18 protein-coding genes are annotated in these 20,872 nt (G+C 45.1%); 1 reads left to right on the top strand and 17 read right to left on the bottom strand.

The annotated features are described in order from the left end of the window. Positions 1-5: 5 nt before the first annotated feature. From traJ to AWW67_RS17700, 12 genes are all read right to left on the bottom strand, one after another. Positions 6-980: a conjugative transposon protein TraJ gene (gene traJ, locus AWW67_RS17755; RefSeq protein WP_082794105.1), complete on the bottom strand. Its 975-nt coding sequence runs from the start codon at positions 978-980 to the stop codon at positions 6-8. Positions 981-990: 10 nt separating this feature from the next. Continuing rightward, positions 991-1,644 carry a hypothetical protein gene (locus tag AWW67_RS17750; RefSeq protein ID WP_062303451.1) on the bottom strand — a complete coding sequence of 218 codons (654 nt, stop codon included), beginning with the start codon at positions 1,642-1,644 and terminating at the stop codon, positions 991-993. After that, complete coding sequence (locus AWW67_RS17745; protein WP_062303450.1) at positions 1,634-2,293, bottom strand: hypothetical protein; 660 nt, start codon at positions 2,291-2,293, stop codon at positions 1,634-1,636. Before AWW67_RS17745 ends, AWW67_RS17750 begins: the two co-directional genes overlap by 11 nt. Then, positions 2,280-2,966: a hypothetical protein gene (locus AWW67_RS17740; RefSeq protein ID WP_062303448.1), complete on the bottom strand. Its 687-nt coding sequence runs from the start codon at positions 2,964-2,966 to the stop codon at positions 2,280-2,282. Before AWW67_RS17740 ends, AWW67_RS17745 begins: the two co-directional genes overlap by 14 nt. Positions 2,967-2,978: 12 nt before the next feature. Then, positions 2,979-5,453: a TraG family conjugative transposon ATPase gene (locus AWW67_RS17735; RefSeq protein ID WP_062303447.1), complete on the bottom strand. Its 2,475-nt coding sequence runs from the start codon at positions 5,451-5,453 to the stop codon at positions 2,979-2,981. Continuing rightward, on the bottom strand, positions 5,450-5,773 hold the full coding sequence (locus tag AWW67_RS17730; protein WP_062303445.1) for a DUF4133 domain-containing protein: 324 nt from the start codon (positions 5,771-5,773) through the stop codon (positions 5,450-5,452). Before AWW67_RS17730 ends, AWW67_RS17735 begins: the two co-directional genes overlap by 4 nt. Then, complete coding sequence (locus AWW67_RS17725) at positions 5,770-11,268, bottom strand: helicase-like domain-containing protein (protein ID WP_071387175.1); 5,499 nt, start codon at positions 11,266-11,268, stop codon at positions 5,770-5,772. Before AWW67_RS17725 ends, AWW67_RS17730 begins: the two co-directional genes overlap by 4 nt. Next, positions 11,258-11,710, bottom strand: coding sequence for a DUF1896 family protein (locus tag AWW67_RS17720; RefSeq protein WP_062303443.1), 453 nt, complete (start codon positions 11,708-11,710; stop codon positions 11,258-11,260). The genes AWW67_RS17725 and AWW67_RS17720 overlap by 11 nt, the downstream gene beginning before the upstream one ends. A gap of 30 nt (positions 11,711-11,740) precedes the next feature. Further along, positions 11,741-12,007 (bottom strand): DUF4134 domain-containing protein, encoded by a 267-nt coding sequence (locus AWW67_RS17715; protein WP_221405282.1) that lies wholly within the window; start codon positions 12,005-12,007, stop codon positions 11,741-11,743. A gap of 65 nt (positions 12,008-12,072) precedes the next feature. Continuing rightward, positions 12,073-12,546: a hypothetical protein gene (locus AWW67_RS17710; protein ID WP_062303442.1), complete on the bottom strand. Its 474-nt coding sequence runs from the start codon at positions 12,544-12,546 to the stop codon at positions 12,073-12,075. 123 nt (positions 12,547-12,669) lie between these two features. Further along, positions 12,670-13,512 carry an RteC domain-containing protein gene (locus tag AWW67_RS17705; RefSeq protein WP_062303440.1) on the bottom strand — a complete coding sequence of 281 codons (843 nt, stop codon included), beginning with the start codon at positions 13,510-13,512 and terminating at the stop codon, positions 12,670-12,672. A 289-nt stretch (positions 13,513-13,801) separates the two neighbouring features. Then, positions 13,802-14,176, bottom strand: coding sequence for a hypothetical protein (locus AWW67_RS17700; RefSeq protein ID WP_062303439.1), 375 nt, complete (start codon positions 14,174-14,176; stop codon positions 13,802-13,804). 227 nt (positions 14,177-14,403) lie between these two features. Here AWW67_RS17700 and AWW67_RS17695 point away from each other — a divergent pair, with 227 nt between their 5' ends. After that, entirely contained in the window at positions 14,404-15,240 is an 837-nt protein-coding gene (locus AWW67_RS17695) for a LytR/AlgR family response regulator transcription factor (protein WP_062303437.1), read from the top strand. A gap of 24 nt (positions 15,241-15,264) precedes the next feature. On the opposite strand, the gene mobC is transcribed toward AWW67_RS17695, so the two are convergent. The 5 genes from mobC to AWW67_RS17660 form a co-directional block, all read right to left on the bottom strand. Next, entirely contained in the window at positions 15,265-17,247 is a 1,983-nt protein-coding gene (gene mobC, locus AWW67_RS17690) for a conjugal transfer protein MobC (protein ID WP_062303435.1), read from the bottom strand. 13 nt (positions 17,248-17,260) lie between these two features. Beyond that, complete coding sequence (locus tag AWW67_RS17685; RefSeq protein WP_062303434.1) at positions 17,261-18,511, bottom strand: relaxase/mobilization nuclease domain-containing protein; 1,251 nt, start codon at positions 18,509-18,511, stop codon at positions 17,261-17,263. Further along, positions 18,496-18,894, bottom strand: coding sequence for a plasmid mobilization protein (locus tag AWW67_RS17680; protein ID WP_062303432.1), 399 nt, complete (start codon positions 18,892-18,894; stop codon positions 18,496-18,498). Before AWW67_RS17680 ends, AWW67_RS17685 begins: the two co-directional genes overlap by 16 nt. A gap of 184 nt (positions 18,895-19,078) precedes the next feature. After that, positions 19,079-19,294 (bottom strand): hypothetical protein, encoded by a 216-nt coding sequence (locus tag AWW67_RS17675; RefSeq protein WP_062303430.1) that lies wholly within the window; start codon positions 19,292-19,294, stop codon positions 19,079-19,081. Positions 19,295-20,274: 980 nt separating this feature from the next. Beyond that, entirely contained in the window at positions 20,275-20,697 is a 423-nt protein-coding gene (locus AWW67_RS17660) for a hypothetical protein (RefSeq protein WP_062303426.1), read from the bottom strand. Between the last annotated feature and the right edge of the window lie 175 nt (positions 20,698-20,872).

Here is a 20,872-nt window from a genome sequence, read left to right as displayed (position 1 = left end):
GGGTTTTAAATAATGGCCGTTGCTGCCGCCTTCGCGGTAGTCTGTACCAAATTATTGGTCTTGTTTAAAAGGTTATCGCGACCTCCTGGCTGGATGATGTAATTGGCCACGCTGGGCACGGTGAAATAGCCTACTATGGCAATGATCATAAAGACGATGTAGGCGGTTCCCGAAAGGATATTTTGATCACCGATCATCATATTGGCCTGTATTTTGGCCAGAATAGCCCCGAAAATATTGGCTACCGGCAACCAGAGCGATACATTTATATAGCGGGAAAACCAAGCAGTCAGGGTATGCTGGAAGCCGTCAAAAATGGAAATACCAAGCACCAGAGGCCCCAATATGGCCAATACAATAAGGTTAAAGGTGCGTATGGTATTGATACACAAGGTTGCCGCAGCATAGAGCAGTTGCAGTATTGCGCTGACCACCGTATTTATCTGGTCCATAATCCACCAAGAGAAAAATTTTCCGACCATCGAGTTGTTATCTTCCTGTTGGGCATACACCTGCCAATCTTCATTGTTACCCGGGCTTGCCGATCCAGAACCTTCATATAGTGCCTTGAACTGTTCATCAAAATGACGGGCAATGGCCTGGTTAGAACCCTCCACCATGTTGGCCGTAGCATTTACAATGGGTTGCATTACCCCGTTGAGGAGCGCCAATAAAGTTGGGAAAAGCAGGATGGACAGCCCCAGGGCAAACGGTCTAAGCAAAGGGTACATGTCAATCGGCTCGGCACGGGCAATGTGTCCCCAAACGCGGTATGCGATGTACCAAAGGGCAGCAAAGCCAGCCAACGCACGGGCAACGTTGATAAGGCGGCTGCTCAAGGGAATCATTTCATCATAAAGACGGTCAAGGATGCCGTGCAAACTGTTTAGGGCTTGCATATCGCTTTGTGCCTGAAGCATGTTGGGGCAGACAAGGAGAGTCAGAAAAATCAATGGGATAAGGAAGTGTTTTGTTTTCATAATCATTTTTTTATTGGATTCCGTAGAGTTCTTTTTGGCGGTTGAGTTGTTGCTGTTGTGCCAAGCGGTGCTGCTGAAGAATGGACACCTCAGTGTTGAACTGGCGCAAGAAAACGAGCATACCTTCCATGTCGCTGAAAATGCGGTCGATGGCCTGTATGCGTTCGTGATCGCTCATGCGCAATTTTCCAGCGGATATCACAAGAAGCAGCTCATCTAAATTCCGCAGGGATTGAGTGGAGAGGCTGTGGTAGACTTCACCCAGATAGAGCACTTCTTGTGGGCTGAACCCACCGTTTTGGCGGGCACTTTGCAGGGCGTTTTTATATTCACGCGTGATGTATTGCTGATAGCGGATGATTTCCGCAACCCGGTAATAATTGCGCACCTGTGGGTTGACCTTTAAAAGCTCGTCCAGAAAGGCTTCGTGTAGGGAAAACTCACCCGCTGCAATGTCCTTTACGGTGTTGTAGCCTTTGTCCAGAATTTTGTAGCCTTGGTACATATTCTGAAGGATTTTTTTGAACTGGACGAGTTTCTCATAGTTCAAAAGCAATTGGGCAGCTTCATGGCTTTGAGCGTTTGCCATCGGTTGAGTGGCCAGTAGCAATAAAAGGCAAAGGGCAAATCCTCTACTTTTTTGTTGGAGGGTTTTAGTTGTCATCGTTTAGATATTTAAGGCGTTGGAGGTTTTCTTTGGTTTTAATGAGGCTTTGGCTGTAGCCGAGTACCTGCCGGGTAAAGTCGTTTTGCAGTACAAAGAGGCGCATAGTGGATTGATAGATGTTTTCCAAACGTTCCATCCGCTCAGCATCGTCCAGTTCGAGGCGGTCGTTGGACAAAACCTGGAGCAACTCATCTATCAGACCATTTGATTGGCTCAAGATTCCCCTGAGCAGTTTGTCGGTATAGAGTAAAGTGGAGGCTTGCAACTGGCCTTGATCTTGCAATTGCCGGTACACCTTCCCAGAGTTTTTGAGTATCCAGCTTTGCAGCTGTATAGTTTTCAGCACCCTATAGTCCTTTTTGATCGCAGGACTCACCGTGTTCAGGGCAGCAAAAAAATCGCTGTGCTGACCATAATCTTCATCGGTGATCTGCTCTACCGTATTCCAGCCTTTACGCATGATGTCGTAGCCCTTTTTGACACGGCTTGCCTGAATATACAGTCCTATGATCTGTTCGATCAAGTAGCGTTTCTGGGTCTTTTTTTGCCTGATCCATTCGTTTGTGTTTTGGGCGAATACAGGTGCTGCAAAGACCATCAGCATCAAAAGCACCAGAAGTTTTGAAGAATGTTTACTGGATGCCATAGTATTGTTTTAAAAGTTCAAGGTTCTTTTGTGAGCTTGTTCGGTTCAGGCTCAACTGCATGTTGCGCTGGTTGAACCCTCTTAGATCGGACAGATTTTTCTCCACATTTTTCTCCGTCTTATGGATAATTTCCAAGCGCTGTCCATCGCTCATTTGAGTGGTGAAGGCATCCACTACGGACAGTACATGCTCTAAATTTTGAACACTGGAAAGCAGGATACCCTCATACACATCTTCCATGTAGCGAAGCTCCACGGCTGTAAAATGCGGGTCTGCTTGTATCAGTCGCCACGCCCGTTGATACTCTGCCATTAGCTGACCTTGTTTTTTGGCAATGTCTTTTACCCTCTGGTATTGGGCGATGTAGCTCTTGACCTTCCAAAGCTCTTGGAAGTATTGGTCATAAAGCTCCCGCTGTTTCTCTGTCCACTCGCCTATTTCTTCCAGTTTGAGTTTGGACAGGGCATTCTCCAACGTCTTTTGGGCATTCTGTAGCCAGATGATCTTATTCTGGTTGCGCTGTATTTTAAGGTCTATGGCTTTGATTACCTTTTTTACCCCCTGACGGATGATCTCAATGATCACCGCAGGAACGGCTTTAGCGGGTTGCACCGTAACGGTGGACAGGGTAAAAATCAAAAACAGGGTCAGGGGTCTGAATATTCGTTTCATAATGGATGTGGGTTAAAGGGTTTCACGCATTTCTGCGGCCAATGCGGCAATGCCTTTTTTTATGTCTCCGCCATACTTCTCGGCATAGCGGTGGACTTTGATTTTTTCACTTTCTTCGGTGGTATAGGCCAGGTATTCTTCCAAAGAAACTTCCGTGCGGTATACCTTACTGGCCTGTCCGCCCAGCCCGATAAAGACTTCCTTGTATTTTTTGGTCAGGTCGTTGGCCTTATTGATAGAGAGGATCAAGGTTTTCTCGTTCTGGGTCAATCCCAATAGTTCCTGTATCTGATCGAACTTATTCTGGTATTTGCTCTGGTCCAGGAGGATTTTACAATCGCTGTTGTTGATAATGGCCTGTTTGACCACGGGGCTGCTGATAATATCCTCCACTTCTTGGGTCACTACTATCGCTTCTCCGTAAAACTTACGCACTGTTTTAAAGAGGTATTTGATGTATTCCGCCATGCCTTCTTTGGCGATGGCTTTCCAAGCCTCTTCGATCAGGATCATTTTACGGATGCCCTTGAGGGTGCGCATTTTGGAAATAAAAATCTCCATGATGATGATGGTGACCACGGGGAACAGGATCGGGTGGTCTTTGATGTTGTCCAGTTCAAAAACAATAAAGCGCTGCTCTAGCAAGTCGAGGTTTTCTGTGGCGTTGAGCAAGTAGTCAAACTCCCCACCCTGATAGTAAGGCTTTAGCACGTAAAGAAAATTCTCTACATCAAAGTCTTTTTCCTTAACTCCATCCCGTTTTAAAGCATTTACAAACTCACCCTTCAAGAATTCATAAAAGCTATTAAAGCCCGGGAATGTATCGGTGTTTTTACCCAAGTACTGGTAGTATTGGGTCAGGGCATTGGAGAGGGCGACATATTCACTGCGAGTAAATACTTCATCGTCTTTTTTCCAAAGTGCCAAAAGCAGGGTTTTGATGCTTTCCTTCTTTTCGGTGTCCAGTATACCTGAGATATAGAAGGGATTGAAACAGATGGGATTCTTTTCTTCGTAGGTGAAGTAATAGCCGCCTACCAGTTCGCACAATCCTTTATAGCTATGGCCAACATCTACCAGTACTACGTGGGTGCCCTGTTCATAATAAGCACGTACCATATGGTTGGTGAAAAAACTTTTACCACTGCCCGAAGGCCCTAAGATGAATTTATTGCGGTTGGTGATTAGCCCTTTTTTCATAGGCTCATCTGAAATATCCACGTTCAGGGGCCTGCCCGTGGAGCGGTCACCCAAACGGATACCCACCGGACTTACCGAAGAGCGGTAATGGGTTTCCATATTGAAAAAACAGGTGGCCTGCTCAACAAAAGTATCGAAGGTATCATTGCCAGGAAAAGCCCCTGCGTTACCAGGCAAACCTGCCCAATAGATTTGCGGTGCTCCCTTGGTTTCCTGTTTGGGGTGGGCATCCATTTTGGCCAGTGATGAAGAAGCCAGATTGCGCAGTTCTTTTCGTTTGGCAGCATCTTCTGTCCAAACCAGCACATTGAAATGTGCCTTTACAGGCTGACGGCCTTTACTGATGGCTCCGTTTAGAAAGCTGGCCGTGGCATCCCGCGCAATGGCATTTTCGCGTGAATAGGCTGAAAGCGATTGCAAACGCAGCCGTTTGGCCTCCAGACGTTTCATGGTCTTGGCCACGTCTTCCCTGAAAATGTACTGATTGTAGATGTGGTTACAGGGCAAAAGCTGACCTAAGGGCGAAGCAAATCCTACGGTGTAGTTGGTTCTATCGGTAGAATATTTTTCATAATGTATGTAGGGGCTGCACTTGCCGGGCAGATCTTCTACATCCGCCAAACTGTAGAGCTGGCAATATTTTTCCCCGATCTTCCACTCAGGCTTAAAACTAATGTCACAAAGTGAAGGAGGCGTTTGTTCATCCTGTAAAAAGAGGTAGCGCTCCAGTATGCCCGTGGTAGAAGGTGTTCCGACCAATTGGTCGGCTGTAAGCCTGGTGAGTTCAACCCTTCCATCGAGCAGGATTTGGATGAATTGCCCAATAGTGTCATAAAACGCATCCACTTTTTTGGAATCTATGGCTTCTTTTGGAGCAAGTGAACTGCGCAAAAGATTGGAAAGCGAGGATTTGGACAGCTTAAAACGCGTGGTACGTTGGGTGATAAACAGATAACAGTGGTGATCAAGAAATGGTCTTTCATTAAAAAAGCGTTCGCTTGCACGGGAGAGAAACGATTGATCCGCTTGCTCAAAATCTGCCTGACATTTTTTTTCTGTAAACCAATCCTGCTTATGCAGCATGGTATTGACAGGCAAGCCACGTATAGCTTTCACCCAGCTATGGTGCAGGCTTTTGTATTCTTCAGGGCTGAGGGTGAAAATCTCTGGGAGCTCCACTTTAAAGCCCAAGGTCACATCTCCCTGACGGGAGAGTATACAATCATTTTCAACCTTGTACAAGGGCATCAGTTTTTCGATGGATCGGGTTTTTCTTGTGTTGATCATGTGTTATTGGACTTTAGGTTGAGAAATACTTGGCGACTTCTGAACACCAAGGTTTCGGGCACTTGTCTGTGGGCTGTTGCTTTCATAAGCCCATGTTCCCCGTAGCGGTGGCTAAGGCGGAATACCTGAACAAAGAGTGCCGTACCCAGTCCAAAGGCGATGCCCACACAGACAAGCACCTGCACACCCAGTACATAGAGAATGGCAAAGAGGATAAGCAGCACGATCAGCCCCACAGCCAGATAGCCGATATACTGGGCTTTCAGTCCCTTAAATTCTATGGGTTTGTTAATGCCTTTGTTAATGGGTAGCTCGTTCATCTGCGCAGGGTTGAAGTAGTTTTCTTTTTAGTTCTATGCACGGTCTTGGAATGGCCGTTCATTTTTTTGGTTTGGGTGTGCCCATTAAGGGCGGGAAGATTATCTGGAGCCTTCAATTCGGTTGATTCAGGGTTTAATTCAGCGGCTTTTATGTTCGTGGTAATTTTATGCTCCAAGCGGGTACTTTCCTTTTTTAAAGCCAGTAGTTCTTCTTCTCGCTTAAAAGGCTTCCCGATCAGTGCTTTGGTCTGTAAGATTTCTTGGCCGATGTCCTTTAGTTTTTGCTCGCTTTTTTCCCTTAAGAGCTTTACCCTGTCAATGGCATTTAGAAAATGTCGGGCAGCCCGTTTTGGGTTCTCGCTGTCGGGTTGCCCACTGTTGTAGGTGTACTTGATACTGCCCTTGGGGTGGATTGCGTAGAAGCCATTTGAAGTGTGGTAATCAATACCGTGTTTTTCCAGCCAAGCGGTTTTTTCCTGACGGATGTAAAGGTCAAATCCGTATAGGCTTCCTATCTTTTCTTCACTCTGTTGTCCTTTGGGTTTCCAGTGCTTGTGAAGCTCGTTCAGGAACTGCCCTATGGAAGTTGCGTTGGCTTTGTTCAGATCTTTTAAGTGGACGGGGTTGTTTTTAGTCCCGTCTTTAGTGAAGGTGCGCTTTGCGGTATAATGGGCTTCGTCCTGCTTTAAATTTTTAAGGATTTCTGTGGTTTTCTGCTTATCAAGACCAAGTTGTTTGAGGCTTGCCTCAGCTCTGGCGGATTCTTTGTAGTGGATTTTTTTGAGACTTTCCAAAACCGCCAGTTTCTTGTCCACCTTGGACTTTTCCAAAAGCGTGTTATCTCCTGAAAGAATGGCGATGTACTCCGAGAAATTCATGCCGCTCTGCGCATCAATGGCACCCTCGTCAATGGTGCGTACGCTCAGGGAAGATTCCTTCATCTGGCTGATAAAGGTTTGTTTGTTTTTAAGCAGGTTGAACTTGTAGTTGTCAAGCGACCTTTCGGTGGCATAGATATAGCTGACCACTTTGTTACCGAAGTGTTCTTTGGCAACAAAATTGCCCTGACGGGCACCCCTTCCATGGCGCTGATCCAATTCAGAAGGCTTCCAGGGTATATCTAAATTATGTATCGCCACTACTCTGGCCTGTACGTTGAGTCCAGTACCTGCTTTTTCAGTACTGCCGAGCAGTACGCGGATTTCTCCGCTGTTCATTTTCTTATACAACTGGGGCTTTTTATGATCTGCCCAATCGTGAATGAAGCTGATCTGGTGGGCAGGAATCTGATAGGTCTCTACCAATAATTGTTTTAGCGCATCGTAAACATTAAACCCCTCCTTGGGTGTACCGATGTCACTAAAAATAATTTGTGTTCCCTTTTGCGCAGCACTCTTGGTATACCATGCTTCGATGTTCTGGGCAGCTTCCATAAGTTTTCCACCCGGGTTATCCTTGTATTTTTCAGGGTCGATCAGGCGCATATCGGTCGCCATCATTTTGCCATAGTTGGTGGCAATCAGCATACGGGCTTTATCTTCTGTTGCGCTTAAGGGTGGTCTTCCAATCAGTTTGGCGTCCCCATTGCGGGCAAAGGCCATCAGCCGTTGTATGAAATCCTCTTGCATAGCATCGGGAGCAATCGGCACCAGCTTTTCTTCCAACTCGGGTTTATCCAGCCCTATGTGTTTGGCGGTTTTATAATCGGTAATGGCGTTATAGAGCAAGGCCAGTTCGGGCACTTTGATAAAATGACGAAAGCGTTCCTTAGCACGTATTTCGTTAGTAACGGAGAACTCAAAATCCACCGTTTTTTTTGCAAACACAGCCGCCCAAGCATCAAAATTATCAATGCGTTGACGTACCAGTTCACGCGGGCGCAGGTATTTAAACAACAGGTACATTTCGGTAAGGCTATTGGAGATAGGCGTACCTGAACAAAAAGTCACACAAAGGTCTTGGTCAAATTTCTCCTGCAAGGTTCTGATCGCAAAAAGCATGTTGAGGGCTTTTTGGCTACCTTGCGGATTGCCCAGTCCCGCTACACGGCTGTGTCGGGTGGTAAAAGTGAGGTTCTTGAATTTGTGGGATTCATCGATGAACAAGTGATCTATGCCCGTATCCATAAAATGAACCTGATCATCCTTTTTGCTTTCGATCTTTCCCGTCAGTTTTTTAAGCTTACCAAGTAGATTGACTTTGCGGATTTCCAGTCCTTTGAGCATTCTTCTGGAAATATCCCCGCCCGAATTTTTGATGGCCTCTAAATCCTTTTCCAGATTGCCCAGTTCTGATAGTAAAACCTGCTGTTGTATTTCAGGTGCCTGTGGGATTTTCCCAAACTGGTCGTGGGTCATGATGATGCAGTCCCAACGGTTGTTTTTAATCTCATGGAAGAGCCTTTGCCTGTTCTGCGGAGTGAAGTCCACTCCACTGGGAGCTAGTACTTTCGCTTTGGGATAGGCCTTTTTAAAGGTTTCTGTAACCTGTCCTACATTGGCCTTTAAAGCCAGAATCGTAGGTTTTTCAACGATTCCAAGCCTTTTTAATTCGTGGGCAGCTACCACCATGGTCAGGGTTTTACCTAAGCCCACCTCATGGTCAATTAAGGCGCCCCTGTTCTGTATGATGCGCCAAGCGGCATTCTTTTGGGAAGAGTACAGGTCTTCGATTCCCAGAGCGGCCTTGTCCAAGCCGGGAAAGGTCAGGTGGCTTCCATCATACTCCCTCGGGGCATAGCCATTATAGATTTTGTTGTAGAGCAGCTCAATAGTCGTTTGCTCTTGCGCAGGTTGCTCGGCCATCCACTCTACAAAGCGTTCCCTGATGTCCTCGATTTTCTGGTGCGCCAGTTGGGTGGCTTCATTATCGGGCTTGCGCATCTCCCGCCCGAAGGTATCTTCGATGGTATAGGTGTAAAATGGGGTCGTGTTTTCCAGTGCATGTTCCAAAAGTGTATAGCCGTAAGTAGTGCGCCCGCTCTTGGGTGTTACAGCAAACTCCTGATTGACCTTGGCATTGCTTCCCCTTACGGTAACCTTAAAACTATCCAGTGAGGATAGGTAATGCACGTTAACATCCAGATCAAATAACTCTCGGGCAAAGCGGTTGTAATATTCCAGTGGAATCCAACGCTCTCCAAGGTTAAAATCCAATAGTTTATAGGGGATTGCAGTGGGCTGCACGTTTTCCAGTGCTTTCAGGCTACGCTGAAACTCTGGGTTAGCTGGTTCTTGGTTGGCCTTCTTTTTAACAGCTACTAATTTTTCGCGCACGTGGTCGCTTAAAAACAGGTCTTTGGGTTCCCAGTTTCCGTTAGCAGGGTTAAGGTAGATATGATCGCCCAGCGCCTCTACCACTTCCTTGGAATCCATAGCCGTGGTGGCCGCTATGAAATCAAGGTCGACTTTACCTTTTTCATTCAGACTCATGGCCAAACCTTCCAGCGGATCATCGGTACTCAGGGGTTCGGCCTTGACACTCAGGTCTTCCCTTAAAAGATCAGAAGGGACAAAACTTGTCCCCTGTCTCAGTTCCAAGGAAGCTAACATTTGAAAGCCAAAGGCGGCATCCTGTAAAATCCGGTCTTTGTTGGGTTTATGGTTTAAGGGGCCATAGCTGGACACAAAGTGCCCATATTGGTCAGAAAGCATTTGACGGAGCATGGTCGTCTCGGGCATGTTATCGCCCTGTTCCATCAGCTTAAAATAGATGTCTCTTAAATTCAAATAATCCTCAAAGAATTTACTATCACCCGGTTTGGACTTTATCAAATACACAGGTGCTTGATGCTGATTTGGGTCTATTTTTCCCAGAATCCCCAACGCTCCTTTAAATGAGATCAGCGTACCTTCTTTGTAATGAACGGGCAGGTCACGGGCGATGTAGGTGTCATTGGCCGCTAAGAGCGGTTGCAAATGTTTTTCACCTTCTATTATGTAATCATGCGCATAGGGCTGTAATGCATCTGATACCCGCTGCATTTCGCGGCTCAGAACAGTACTGTTCATCCAATTCTGCGTACCGGAAATTTCTTTCAGGTTGGAATAGAGCCGATAGAGGTAGTTGTTGGTTTTTTTTCCTTTGGCAATCAGCAGTACCAAACTTTCATGTTTGGGGTTTTCTGTTGGGTGCAGGCTGCTTATCAGTCTTACGGAACGCTCTTCCACCATACGTTTGTCCGCATCGCTCAGGTAGGCCATTGCCCGGTTGATATTGCGCTCAGGTTGCAGGTCAAAGAGACCCAATTGCATTTCGGGGATTTGCTGAGGGCTTTCGGGCGGATCTAGGAAAGTGAGTTTTTTGGCCTTTTCATCCTGTATGGCGACTATAGCTTTTCCATAAAAAGCTTTCTGGTCAAGATGGTTTTTAACGTCTTGCTCTAATTGAAGGGTCAATGGAACGTATAGGCCTTGTAGGTCACCTTTAAAAGTGACCTTTTGGTGTGGCTGGCCGTATTGGTTTGTTCCGGCTTCTAGGCTATTGCCCAAAAAGGTTTCCGGATGATGTTCAATGTAGCTATTGAGAGAAAATGATCCAAATTCATTTTGCTTTTTTACCGTACTTAGAAGGAGCTGCTCATCAGGGGATAGCTCATTTTTTATATCCTGTTTTTGTACTACAAGTAAATGGCTGGGGGCTTGTGTTCCACCGGTGTCCCACATCAAAGAGTCTGGCATCACCGTTAGGGAAACAAAATCAGCTTGGCCAAAAAGATATTCCCGCGCGCCCTTGTTGGAGGGGCTGTTTAAAAAGGCATCCGTGGTAATGTAGGCCAAGAGGCCTCCGTTTTTAAGTTTTTCCAGCCCCTTGGCGAAAAAGTAATTGTGTATTTTACCGTTTATCTGAGACGGGAAAGCCGGGTCATGTACCTGAAAATTACCAAAGGGAATGTTGCTGGTAACAAGATCAAAGCGCCCTGACTCGTTTTCACTGGTCTGTTCCAACCCTGATACATGGATGGTTTTGTCCACCTTCAGGCGTGAAGCTCTGGCTTGTAAAACATAGCCGCTTACGAGGTCTTTTTCTACAGCAGTTATGTGCTGAATTTTGGGAAATGCTTTTGTAGCTTCTTTTACGAACACTCCGGCACCGGCAGAAGGTTCATACACGCTTTCAGGATGAATACCTTGTTTTTTCAGCACGTCAAAAAGTGCTTGGGGAACTACTTCGGGGGTATAAAAGGCAGTCAGCACACTGTTTTTAAGCGAGGCTACTGCTTGGTTGTAGGTTTGCTCATCCAGATGGGTTTTAAGGAGTTCATGTAATTTCTGAAAATCTTCATGCAGCCCCATATCAGCTTTGGAGGCTCCGAGTTTTTCCCACTCTTCTTTAGGGCCATAGGGATACAGAATAGCCTTTAGCCCTCCAAAGCCAGCGTAGCGCTCCAAAAGGCCAAGGTCATCGGCATTGACCTTGGCACCTTCTTTAAAGCGCAGTGCCACGTCAATGGCCCGGATGTTATCCGATAACTTTTGACGGGGGTTATAGGCCATGCGGCTGGTTTAAGGTGTCCAAATATTCCTGCACGGTGCCGATTATGGCGTAGCGCAACATCCGGTCGTCTTCGTTGGCTTCACAAAAGTCAAAGGATTCAAAAATGGAGGCGCAGAAGTTGATCAGGTTGATCAGTTCATAATGGAGCGTCCCAGTTCCCCACATTCGGTAGTAAACCGTCTCAAACTCTTGTTCCAAAAGTGCTTGCAGATAATTGTAGCGTGATACGCCAAGGTCTGCGGTTAAAGTGTGCAGGCATTCTTCTTCAATGATATAGTTAGGAGTACCAGTAGCCTTGAGTCGTTGGATCAGGGATTCTACTCTATTTGTTTTTTGATTCAGGTAGGTATTTGTTTCGCCTCGGTCTTCCAGACCGATCAGCAGTTCGGGGTAGAATTGCTGTAGATGGTTATGGAGTTTGCTTACTAAGCGTTGTTGCATGTTTTTGAGCTGTTTAGGTGAATGGGGGTTTTAGATGCCAAAGAAGCTTTTGAGTACCGTGGCCACGACCACCAGAAATACACAAGAGCCAAACCATGCAGCGGCCACTTTACCCGTGTCGGGTTCACCGGAGTTCCATTTGTTAAAGACTTTGACCGCTCCGATCAGCCCGACCACAGCTCCAATGGCATACATTAGATTGGCTCCGGCCTGGAAGTAGCTCTTTACTTTGTTGGTCGCCTCATTGATGCCCGCAGTACCATCTTGGGCAAAGGCTTCATAACTAAGGCATATCATTACGGTTATAAGTAGAAGTAAGCCGACAGAGCGGACGATTGTAAATGGGATGTTTTTCATAGGTCTCATTTTGAAGGATCTTTTGAAGCTTGGTATGCGGTAATCAGGTTTTTCCAGAATTCCTCCAGTTCAATTTCCTGTAGCGCAATATTTCGTTGAGAAGCAATTTTGATCAGCTCACGGCTTATGGTAAGCCTGAAAGCGGGGACGACCATCCCTTGAAAGTTTCCAAGGTGCAAGGCCAATAGCTGCAGTAGTTTTTTTTTGGAACCTTCGGCCTTGGGCAATAGCTTTTGTCTCACCTCATAGAGGAGTTGCTCTATCTTTCGGTAGGCTTCTACAAATTGCTCTTCGGTAAGGATAACCGAAGTGGTTTTGACTTTCTGCCCCTTTATACCAAGGAGTCTTTTTATTGTGTCCATACCTAGATATGTCTTGATCTCCTTGGGGTAGTACTTCCAAGCTATGTATAGGTAATAGGCAGCGGCAAGCAGTGTAAAAGCAATGGCCAGCTGTGTCCAGGGTATGGCTTTAAGCATTTTGGGATGTCTTTTGATGAAACATGATAGAGGCAAAAGTGAAGGCTTCTGCTACGGGTTGTTCACCCTATGACCCCAAGTGGGGGAAAATTTTCTCCAAAGCACAAAACCAAAAAAAGCCTGCTAGCCTGCTTGGTCCGCATCCTCCATCCACTGGTACAGGCGCGACTGCAAAAGTTCCATAAAAGCGGTACGGCTTTTTTTGCGGATGCGGATTTCCTGAAAGGTGCGGTAGAAATCGGAAAGGTCCCGCTGAAAGACTTCTTCCAAAAGAGCGGCTATCTCATTGATATTGGCCGTACCGTTGTTGAACACCCCTGCAGCCTTAAACGCGTAAACCAGTTCTACCAAAGAGACTTTGGGAGCAGTCCATTTGAGTTTGGGCTTTAAAGCCGTTTCGGGGATTGGCAGTTTTTGGTTCAGATTGGCAAATGCCCTTTGTAGATGTTCACTGAGCTTTTGATAGGCTTGTATGCGCCCAAACTTGAAGCTGTGGAGCGTTGAGAAACGGATGTCCATGTCCAGATAGTACTTATCGGGTTTCAGGCGCAAACCGGGCGGTTGGCGTGTAAAGTACTGATGGTCTTTGTGATCTTCTCCCATCAGGTAATAGGTGTGCAGGTTGTGGTTGCGCCTGAAAAACCGGTTAATGTGCGCCAGATGGATATTCAAATACCGCTGAACTTCTTTTGTTGATGCAACAGGCCGGCCTGATTCGATATAATAAAGTTCTTCGAAAAATATCAATTCTTTTAAAAAACGAGGTTTTATGTTTTTAAAGAAGTGGATTTCTTCTTGTTGGTCTTTAAAGGAATACTCTATGATAAACCCCTTTAACTCCTGCATAGCTTCCTGTACGGTTCTATAGGAGCTTTCGGTTTGTTTGAGCATGCTGTCGGCCTCAATGTTTATCGTGCCCAAAGCACTGTTCATCTGTTCGTATAACCTGTTACTGAATACTTTCATAGGACTATTGCTTTAAACCTGAAGCCGTACCTGTGCACAGCTATTCTTAAAGGGGCATAAGCACCTTTGTGTATAGCAAAGGTATATAGTCAAATATGGGAATTGAATATTCCGGACTTCTGTTACCAGCCGAAAGAGCAAAGAAAGGTGCTGAAAGCACTTATGAAATGGCCGAAGTATTTCGGTAAGTTTAAATGCAGTTTAAACAAACATATTTCTTATAAGAGAAATCTACTTGTTCAAACTGCTAAAAATGGATTGGTTGAGGATAAAATCTGGATATAAAAAGTTAATCCTTATATACAGCGGTCAACGCACCATTTCCACTAAGAACAAGGGTGTTATCGGGGTCAAAGTCAAATTCTATAGTGGTTTGAGTCCGAATTTGCTTAGTACGCCTGGTTTCAGGCGGATCGCTCACATCAAGGTTAATTGCTCCCCGTGTAATAATGAGCCCTGCGAACTGCGCTCCCCAGCCAAAAAGCAAGGTTTCTGGTACACCCTCAAAATATAGCTCTTGTTCTGGGGTCAGTTCAAAGTTATCGTTGAGCCAGGCCATAAAGTCGGCACACATCTTTTTTGCTTCTTCCATCAGATCTGTGTCCGAGAGGTTATACAGTGCATTTATCTTCTGTTGGATCCCTTGTTGTGATAACTGTTCCATAATTTTTTTGTTAAAATAAGAATATTGATAATGTTTATAGATAACATAATTACGATTAACTGTTTAAAAAATTGTGAATCAATAGCAGTATCATCATACAGCTTTAAACAACAAAAAACACGATATTCCATACGTATTACAAGATTTAACATTGAATACTAACAGCTTTTGAACCATTGAAAAATTATAATCCAGACTGACTAAAGTGGTCTTTAAAATATCTCAATATGGCAACATACAGACCGAAGGTTTCATACAACGATTTATATTTCAGGCTAATGGTCGCTGTGATCGGTGCACTGTTGGTGACAGAATTTGGGGGAAATGCAAGTATTTTTGACCGTTTGCTCAGCAAGTATTTTTATCAGGAGTTTTTCTCCAGCTTACTTATTGCACTCACCCTTATTGAGTGCATCGCCAGGGCAACACGATATTTAGATTCAAAATATGACTGGGAGAAGCGTCCCGTTATGCGGACAGTTTTACAGATCATTTTAGGAGTGGCACTACCTGGCCTCATTGATTTTTTTATGGCCGCTATATACTTTAAAGTCTTTGGGTTGAGTATACTAAAAGACACCAATTACATGGTGTACGCTTTTCCCTACATTATGATAATGCTCGTGTTATTCAACCTGTATTATTTGAGCTACTATTTCTTCTTGAGGTCACGACAAATTTCTGAAATGCAAAAGCAAGGTTTTAATAAAGCTTCTGAAGAAATACAGACGATTATGGTGCATCAGGGCTCCAAACACATGGCTCTAAAGACTGAGGATATATGTTATGTTCAAAGGGAAAACAGCTACAACTACTTGCATTCCTATAAAGGAGATAGTTACCTGACTCCGCATGCCTTGGATGATCTTCAAAAGATGTTGCCCTCCCGAATGTTCTTTAGGGTGAACCGTCAAACTATAGTGCATTACAAGGCATTGAAGCATTTTGAGCCTGCCTCCTATGGGAAATTGGAACTGTTTTTATCCCCGCCTGTAAATAAGCAGATATTTGTGAGTCAACGCAGGGCACGTGGTTTTCGCGCTTGGATGGAAATGCCTAGATGACCTTGGTAGAAGTAAATTAAACGACTAATCATCTTCAATAATCAAATGCCCTAGTTCAGGGCTGTTGTAAATGCGTTCCATCTCCCGTTCAATAATCTCCCTCACCTCCTGTTTTATCTGGCGGTAATTATCTTCTACTTCACCGGGTGATAATTCCCGTACATCGGGAATTGGCCGATAAGCTTCCTCTTCTTTTTTGAGCGCATCATGGTCATTTATGATTTCATTATGAAAGGTTTTGAGTTCTATTTTCTCGGTGGGGTCATCGGCTACCATGCCTACGAACTGCCCCGAAGAAAGCGATGAAATCGTTGAAGGCGGAACGGCCAATTCCAGTTGGTTGGATTTGCTGATTGAGGTTTCTGAGCTGTTGATGGAAACGCTTTCACGATCTTGCAGGATTTTACCAAAACGCTCGGAAAGCTGTTTGGCAGTATCGCCCAGTACTTGCCCGCTCACGAAATTGCCCACGGTGTTCATGATCACTTCGGCCTGGTCCCTGCCGTAGTCTTTTTTAAGCTGGCTATAGTCCTGCACGCCCAGTGTAGTGGCCACCTTGTTGCTCCTTGCCGTGGCAATAAGACTGTCGATCCCGTTAAAGTAAATGGTGGGAAACTCATCAAAGATCAGGCTCGACTTAAGTTGGTTCTTACGGTTGACCAGCTTGGTTATCCTGGAAATATAGAGGGACAATACTGCTCCATAGACCTGCTGCTTTTGGGGGTTATTGCCCATACAGACAATCTTGGGTTCATCTGGATTGTTGACGTCCAATGTAAATTCACTCTCAGAAAGCACGTAGTAAAGTTGCGGGGAGGACAGACGGGCCATTGTAATTTTAGCACTGGCAATTTGACCTTCCAATTGATCCACAGCCCCTTTTAAGTAAGCAGACACAAAGGGGTTGATGAGCACCTCTATCTCTGGCTCGGTACGCAACACGGTAAAGAGCTTGTCGTATTCGATTTGCATGAGCTCTATCACATGGGGCAGGGTGCAATACTTTCCCGAACAATGTTTTTTCAAAAACCAGATCACCGCGGTGAGAAAATTAATTGGGGATTCTACAAAAAAGTCTCCCTGCTTCTTTATCCAATCCCGATTGAGCCCCATCATAATAGTTCGGGCAGATTCACTGGCATCGGTAATATCCAGCATATTTGCGGGTTCTAGAGGGTTACAGCGATGGGTCTGGGAAAGGTTGTCAAAATTGATCGCATAGAACTTTGGAGTCACTTTATAGGCGGCCTTGTTCTTTTCAAGCGTGTTGAAAGCAATACGGGAAAGATCATCATATTTAAAATCATAGATGAACATGGCAAAACCCTTCTTGATATGCTGGGTAATTACATGACGGATCACAAAGTAGCTTTTTCCGGCTCCCGGAGTCCCGATGACCAGCAAGGCACGAAAAGGGTTAATGATGTTGATCCAGCTTTGACGGGCTTTGCCCTTTAGGTTATACTGGGCAGGCAGGTTGATCGAATATTCGTTTTCCAGGAGCCTTTCCTCTTGTGGAAAAGTTTCATTAAGGGCATTGAATACATCCTTGTCAAAACTGAGTTTCAGCCTTCTGGACAATAGGCCGCCTCCGATCAAAACCAGTATGTATCCAAGGGAAGTCGTTGCCATGTACAACCATGTGCCCAGTTCCAAAGAAAGAGCTGTATTGAGCAAAAAGTAAGCTGTCCAATAAAGGCATAGTCCCGCACCCATATAGGTCAGCGCATGAGAGAGCTTTATCTTATCATCTTTCTTGCCCTTGTTCCCTAATAATGAAATAACCAATAACACAAGTGCCAATCCTTTACTTATCCAGTATTCTTTGAAGAGCCCTGTACTCATCAACCTTAGAAGCAGGCGGTCTGAAACCTCGTGGGCAAGTCCCCAACCTTTGAAAGACGGATAACAATAGACATAAAGGTGCAGGCCTAAAAGCCCCATGCTGATCTTACGGGTCAGGTCGATGATCTTCCTGAGCCCTTCTATGTTCTCTCCGGTATTCATATACTTGAGTCAATTAATTGTTGGGTTTGCGTTTTTTCCTTTTCCTCTTTTTGGGCCGTAAGGGATAAGGTAGCGGGTCGTCTGGATTTTCCCCCAACAGATCGACCTTAATATCCTGTGTGGATAGCGTTCGGCCCTTTGGGGGAAAGGTGCTTTCGCCTTTACTCACTTCCCGGATAGGGGCAGTCGGAAATTTTTCTTCATCCTTTGGTGCGGTTTGTTCCGGCCAAAGTTTTGTGGCCAATGCGTTAGCGCTATAGGCCTTGCCCAATGCACTACCATTGAAAACACAGCGGTTTACATTATCAATAAAGGTTACCCCGTAAATCCGTCCTGCTTCGTTCTCCCGGAATAATGCCCGTACCCCTTTCTTTCGAAGGGTTTCTGTAAAGGCTTCTTTGGTGTTGGCATCAATCAGGGCTTTGTCTATTACTCGCTGTAAGCGGGGTTTATTGGTTTTTCGTTTTTCTTTGTTCAGGGCATATTTTTCTTCCAGCTTGGCCAAAGTGGGCTTAGAATAAATAGAGCTGGCTTTAATGGGCACTCCTTGTTTATTGCCTTTTTCATCTGAGATACTGTAAACCAATCCTCGTCTTTGATGCATCCGACTGCCTTCCTCGCCCCGGTCTGCCGTAACGTTAAACTGCCTGAGCACCGCATTGAGTTCTGCCATTGAAGTGAACTGATAAGCACGTACTACGTTTCTAACGATATTGGAAATGGCCGCCTTGGTTTCAGACTTGCCATACTCTGCTTTTTGCAAAGGGGCAAGCAAAAATTCCTTGGTCCTTTTCTGGTCTTCCGCCTTTACCAAACCGAACTGTTTTTCTATTTCTTTTCGGGCAATTTCGGATTGTATTTTACCGAGGTTATGGGTTTCCAAACGTTTGCCTCTTTGATCAATATTGGTGGTGACAATGTGTATGTGCGGATGGGCAGCATCGAAGTGCTGATAGACTAAAAAGGGTTGGTTGCCAAACCCGATCCGCTCCATATAATGTCCGGCTATAGCGGTCAATTTTTCTTCTGTAAGTACATCCTTATTGGAGAAGTTTAAGGAGATGTGCAAGGCGTTGGTTTTGGCACGCTGGTTCTTTGACGTCAGCTTTAAAAAGCGGTTGATTTTACTGGAAAAAGTCAACGGTTTTTGGTCCGTTAAAAAGCCCTTGGCCAATAAGAATTTCGCCTCTCCCTGTCCCACTTTATTCTCGTTGTAGTTCATAATTCCGCCAATGCTTTTTCCGGTGCTTATTCGAGCGACCATCGCTGGGCTAATTCAGAAAGCAGGTCAAAAAGTTTTTCGATTTTCTGTGTCGTCCCCTCGTAAAGTGGAGCAATTTTCTTGGCATAGATCAACTTCTGTGAGGGGTCAGGGTCGGCATTAAAATAGTGGGTCACCTGATTGATATTTACCCCAATGGCATTGAGTTCTTTTTTGACCAAAACCAATTCCTCATAGAGCCGATCCAAAGAGGCGTCATAGGTATTTATGGTAATCTCTTTCTTAAAAAGCAAGTGCCTTATCAGCTCGCTCATGTTGCGGTGATAAGTACTTTTTTTAAGCCAGTTTTCAAGCTTGGCCAGTTCGTTTTTATTGAACCTGACCGTCAGCCTATGGTCAGGTTTGAGGGTGTTTTCTTTTGTCATGATCAAGTACGTAAAATTCGAGTTCCGAAGAATTTTCGCACCCCTGCAACTCCGGCAGCAGGGGCAAGATCGGATTGGCGTCAGACAATCCTACATCTTGCTGATTGCGCAAACGCGGCAATCTTTCTTTCTTGTTGCTAAAGGGTATGAAGTAATTTTCTAAAGGGGAAAGGTTGATCTCTTGTTAGTTTTCAAGGTTCCACATCCATTCATTGGCAGCAGCCCTCCAGTCTATAATGGGCAAACCTGACTCTGTTCTCCAGTCCAAATCCTGATGGTAATAAAAGAACACTTCGGCCTCTTCTTGTGGTATGTTTTTTTGTGAGAAATAGATTTTCACATGATCGAGTTTAGGGGGCATACCCTTCCTGAATTCGGGGTTGTTCGCATCTGTGTCCATGATCCTTTTTTTGTTTTGTACGGATCAAAAGTGCTGGACTTCCCCAGTTATTTTTCACCCTATTGCCCCCACTTGGGTGAAATAAATTTCCATTTTTTTTGTGCGTTAGGGAAAAGCATGAGTGAGGTAAACCGGGGTTGGTTTGGTTGGCCGGGACACCTCCATTCATGCTGCGCTTGGGCCAGAAGCGGGTGAGTAAAAAGAACGTTATAAGGCCGGCCAAAAAAAATAATTCCCAGGCTTATATAAGCCGTGAAACGAACCGGCTAAAGCCCGGGTTTGGGTGTTTACATTTTGTATGAATTTCCCTATATTCGTCTCCCGAATTTATACCACCGAATTTAAGATTTAAGTCCCGTAGCCGGTTGTTAGCTTGTGAGAAAAATTGTTTTTAGCTGGCTGTGGGCACCAATCAAAAAGGCCGCTTTTACAAGTGGCCTTTTTTGGTTAATTGCTTTTGCTCTTAAATGCTTGAGTTATTACCAGAAAGTAAGTTTTTGTCTATCCAGAATTTCATTTCTTTTGTCCGGGACAGATTACACCACAACTTATACACGGTCAATGGACAGAAGGAGAAAACGGCAACTTTCCAACAGCAGTTGGGGCATCCTTTAAAATGCCTGTTTTTTGGGGTCAACCATGTATTGACAAAAAGTAACATGGCGTCTATTTAAATGGCGTGTAGGGAAAAAGCATGGGTTGGTGACTCGGGGTTTGGCCTAGGCAGACCGGGACCGCCAACTTATGCTGCGCTAGGCCAGAAGCGGGTGAGCGGAACGGACGTTGTAAGACTCACTGAAACAAATAATTCCCAGGCTTACATAAGCCGTGAAACGAACCGGCTGAAGCCCGGGCAGAAAGGATATTTTAGCGTTTTGGGCCATACCTGTCCCTCGGTGTATTAAGCTCGAATTGAGCAGGTGAATTTTGGTAGTGTCCCGTTGTTTGATCAGGAATTTGAACCGACCAAAAAAAGGAGCTTATCCCCCTTTAATTTTGAAACCACAGCTTCTTAGGTTTTCTCTACTGCAATTTTCGGAAGCTGCCCAGTCGAAGTCCTCTGTATGGTTAAGGGCATAGTTAAAAACGATCTCCCACCGTTCTTTCCCGGCTTTATCAAAACAGGATATTTTTACGACAAACGTACCCAGCTTATTCCAGAAAAACTGTTCCAATAGCTCCGGGGTTATCAGGCGGTTCATATGTACAAGTTGCCTTGAACTCTCTGGGTCTAGATTCATTAAACGGGCGTCTTCCTTGAGCTTTTTTCTTGTTATGAAAGCTCCATACAACCCCTTGTTAAAAGTTTTCGAAGGATATCCCAACGCCTGTAGTTCTTGGTTGACCCTTTCGATGTTCCATTCTTTTTGGTTTTTGATAACCAACTTTGCGTACGTTTCCATAGTCTTTAATTTTAATTGTTGAACATTTAATTATGGAAGCCGTCAAAGGCTTTGGTGGGGGTTAAAGGCAAGGTGGAGGCGAAAAAATCAGGAGGCTCACCCAACGGGGGAAACCTTGTTTTTTTGGTCTACCTTGAAACAAATGAAAAGCAATGGGCTTTCCTGTGCCCACGCC

It is taken from the genome of Roseivirga seohaensis (genome assembly GCF_001592945.1).
GTDB lineage: Bacteria > Bacteroidota > Bacteroidia > Cytophagales > Cyclobacteriaceae > Roseivirga > Roseivirga seohaensis.
The sequence above is the reverse complement of the archived record's forward strand: the minus strand, read 5'-3'. Positions and strand labels throughout refer to the sequence as shown.

Bases quoted from the DNA above. Each gene is read 5' to 3' on its own strand.
- traJ (WP_082794105.1), bottom strand. From the start codon at position 980: ATGAAAACAAAACACTTCCTTATCCCATTGATTTTTCTGACTCTCCTT.
- AWW67_RS17750 (WP_062303451.1), bottom strand. From the start codon at position 1,644: ATGACAACTAAAACCCTCCAACAAAAAAGTAGAGGATTTGCCCTTTGC.
- AWW67_RS17745 (WP_062303450.1), bottom strand. From the start codon at position 2,293: ATGGCATCCAGTAAACATTCTTCAAAACTTCTGGTGCTTTTGATGCTG.
- AWW67_RS17740 (WP_062303448.1), bottom strand. From the start codon at position 2,966: ATGAAACGAATATTCAGACCCCTGACCCTGTTTTTGATTTTTACCCTG.
- AWW67_RS17735 (WP_062303447.1), bottom strand. From the start codon at position 5,453: ATGATCAACACAAGAAAAACCCGATCCATCGAAAAACTGATGCCCTTG.
- AWW67_RS17730 (WP_062303445.1), bottom strand. From the start codon at position 5,773: ATGAACGAGCTACCCATTAACAAAGGCATTAACAAACCCATAGAATTT.
- AWW67_RS17725 (WP_071387175.1), bottom strand. From the start codon at position 11,268: ATGGCCTATAACCCCCGTCAAAAGTTATCGGATAACATCCGGGCCATT.
- AWW67_RS17720 (WP_062303443.1), bottom strand. From the start codon at position 11,710: ATGCAACAACGCTTAGTAAGCAAACTCCATAACCATCTACAGCAATTC.
- AWW67_RS17715 (WP_221405282.1), bottom strand. From the start codon at position 12,007: ATGATATGCCTTAGTTATGAAGCCTTTGCCCAAGATGGTACTGCGGGC.
- AWW67_RS17710 (WP_062303442.1), bottom strand. From the start codon at position 12,546: ATGCTTAAAGCCATACCCTGGACACAGCTGGCCATTGCTTTTACACTG.
- AWW67_RS17705 (WP_062303440.1), bottom strand. From the start codon at position 13,512: ATGAAAGTATTCAGTAACAGGTTATACGAACAGATGAACAGTGCTTTG.
- AWW67_RS17700 (WP_062303439.1), bottom strand. From the start codon at position 14,176: ATGGAACAGTTATCACAACAAGGGATCCAACAGAAGATAAATGCACTG.
- AWW67_RS17695 (WP_062303437.1), top strand. From the start codon at position 14,404: ATGGCAACATACAGACCGAAGGTTTCATACAACGATTTATATTTCAGG.
- mobC (WP_062303435.1), bottom strand. From the start codon at position 17,247: ATGAATACCGGAGAGAACATAGAAGGGCTCAGGAAGATCATCGACCTG.
- AWW67_RS17685 (WP_062303434.1), bottom strand. From the start codon at position 18,511: ATGGTCGCTCGAATAAGCACCGGAAAAAGCATTGGCGGAATTATGAAC.
- AWW67_RS17680 (WP_062303432.1), bottom strand. From the start codon at position 18,894: ATGACAAAAGAAAACACCCTCAAACCTGACCATAGGCTGACGGTCAGG.
- AWW67_RS17675 (WP_062303430.1), bottom strand. From the start codon at position 19,294: ATGGACACAGATGCGAACAACCCCGAATTCAGGAAGGGTATGCCCCCT.
- AWW67_RS17660 (WP_062303426.1), bottom strand. From the start codon at position 20,697: ATGGAAACGTACGCAAAGTTGGTTATCAAAAACCAAAAAGAATGGAAC.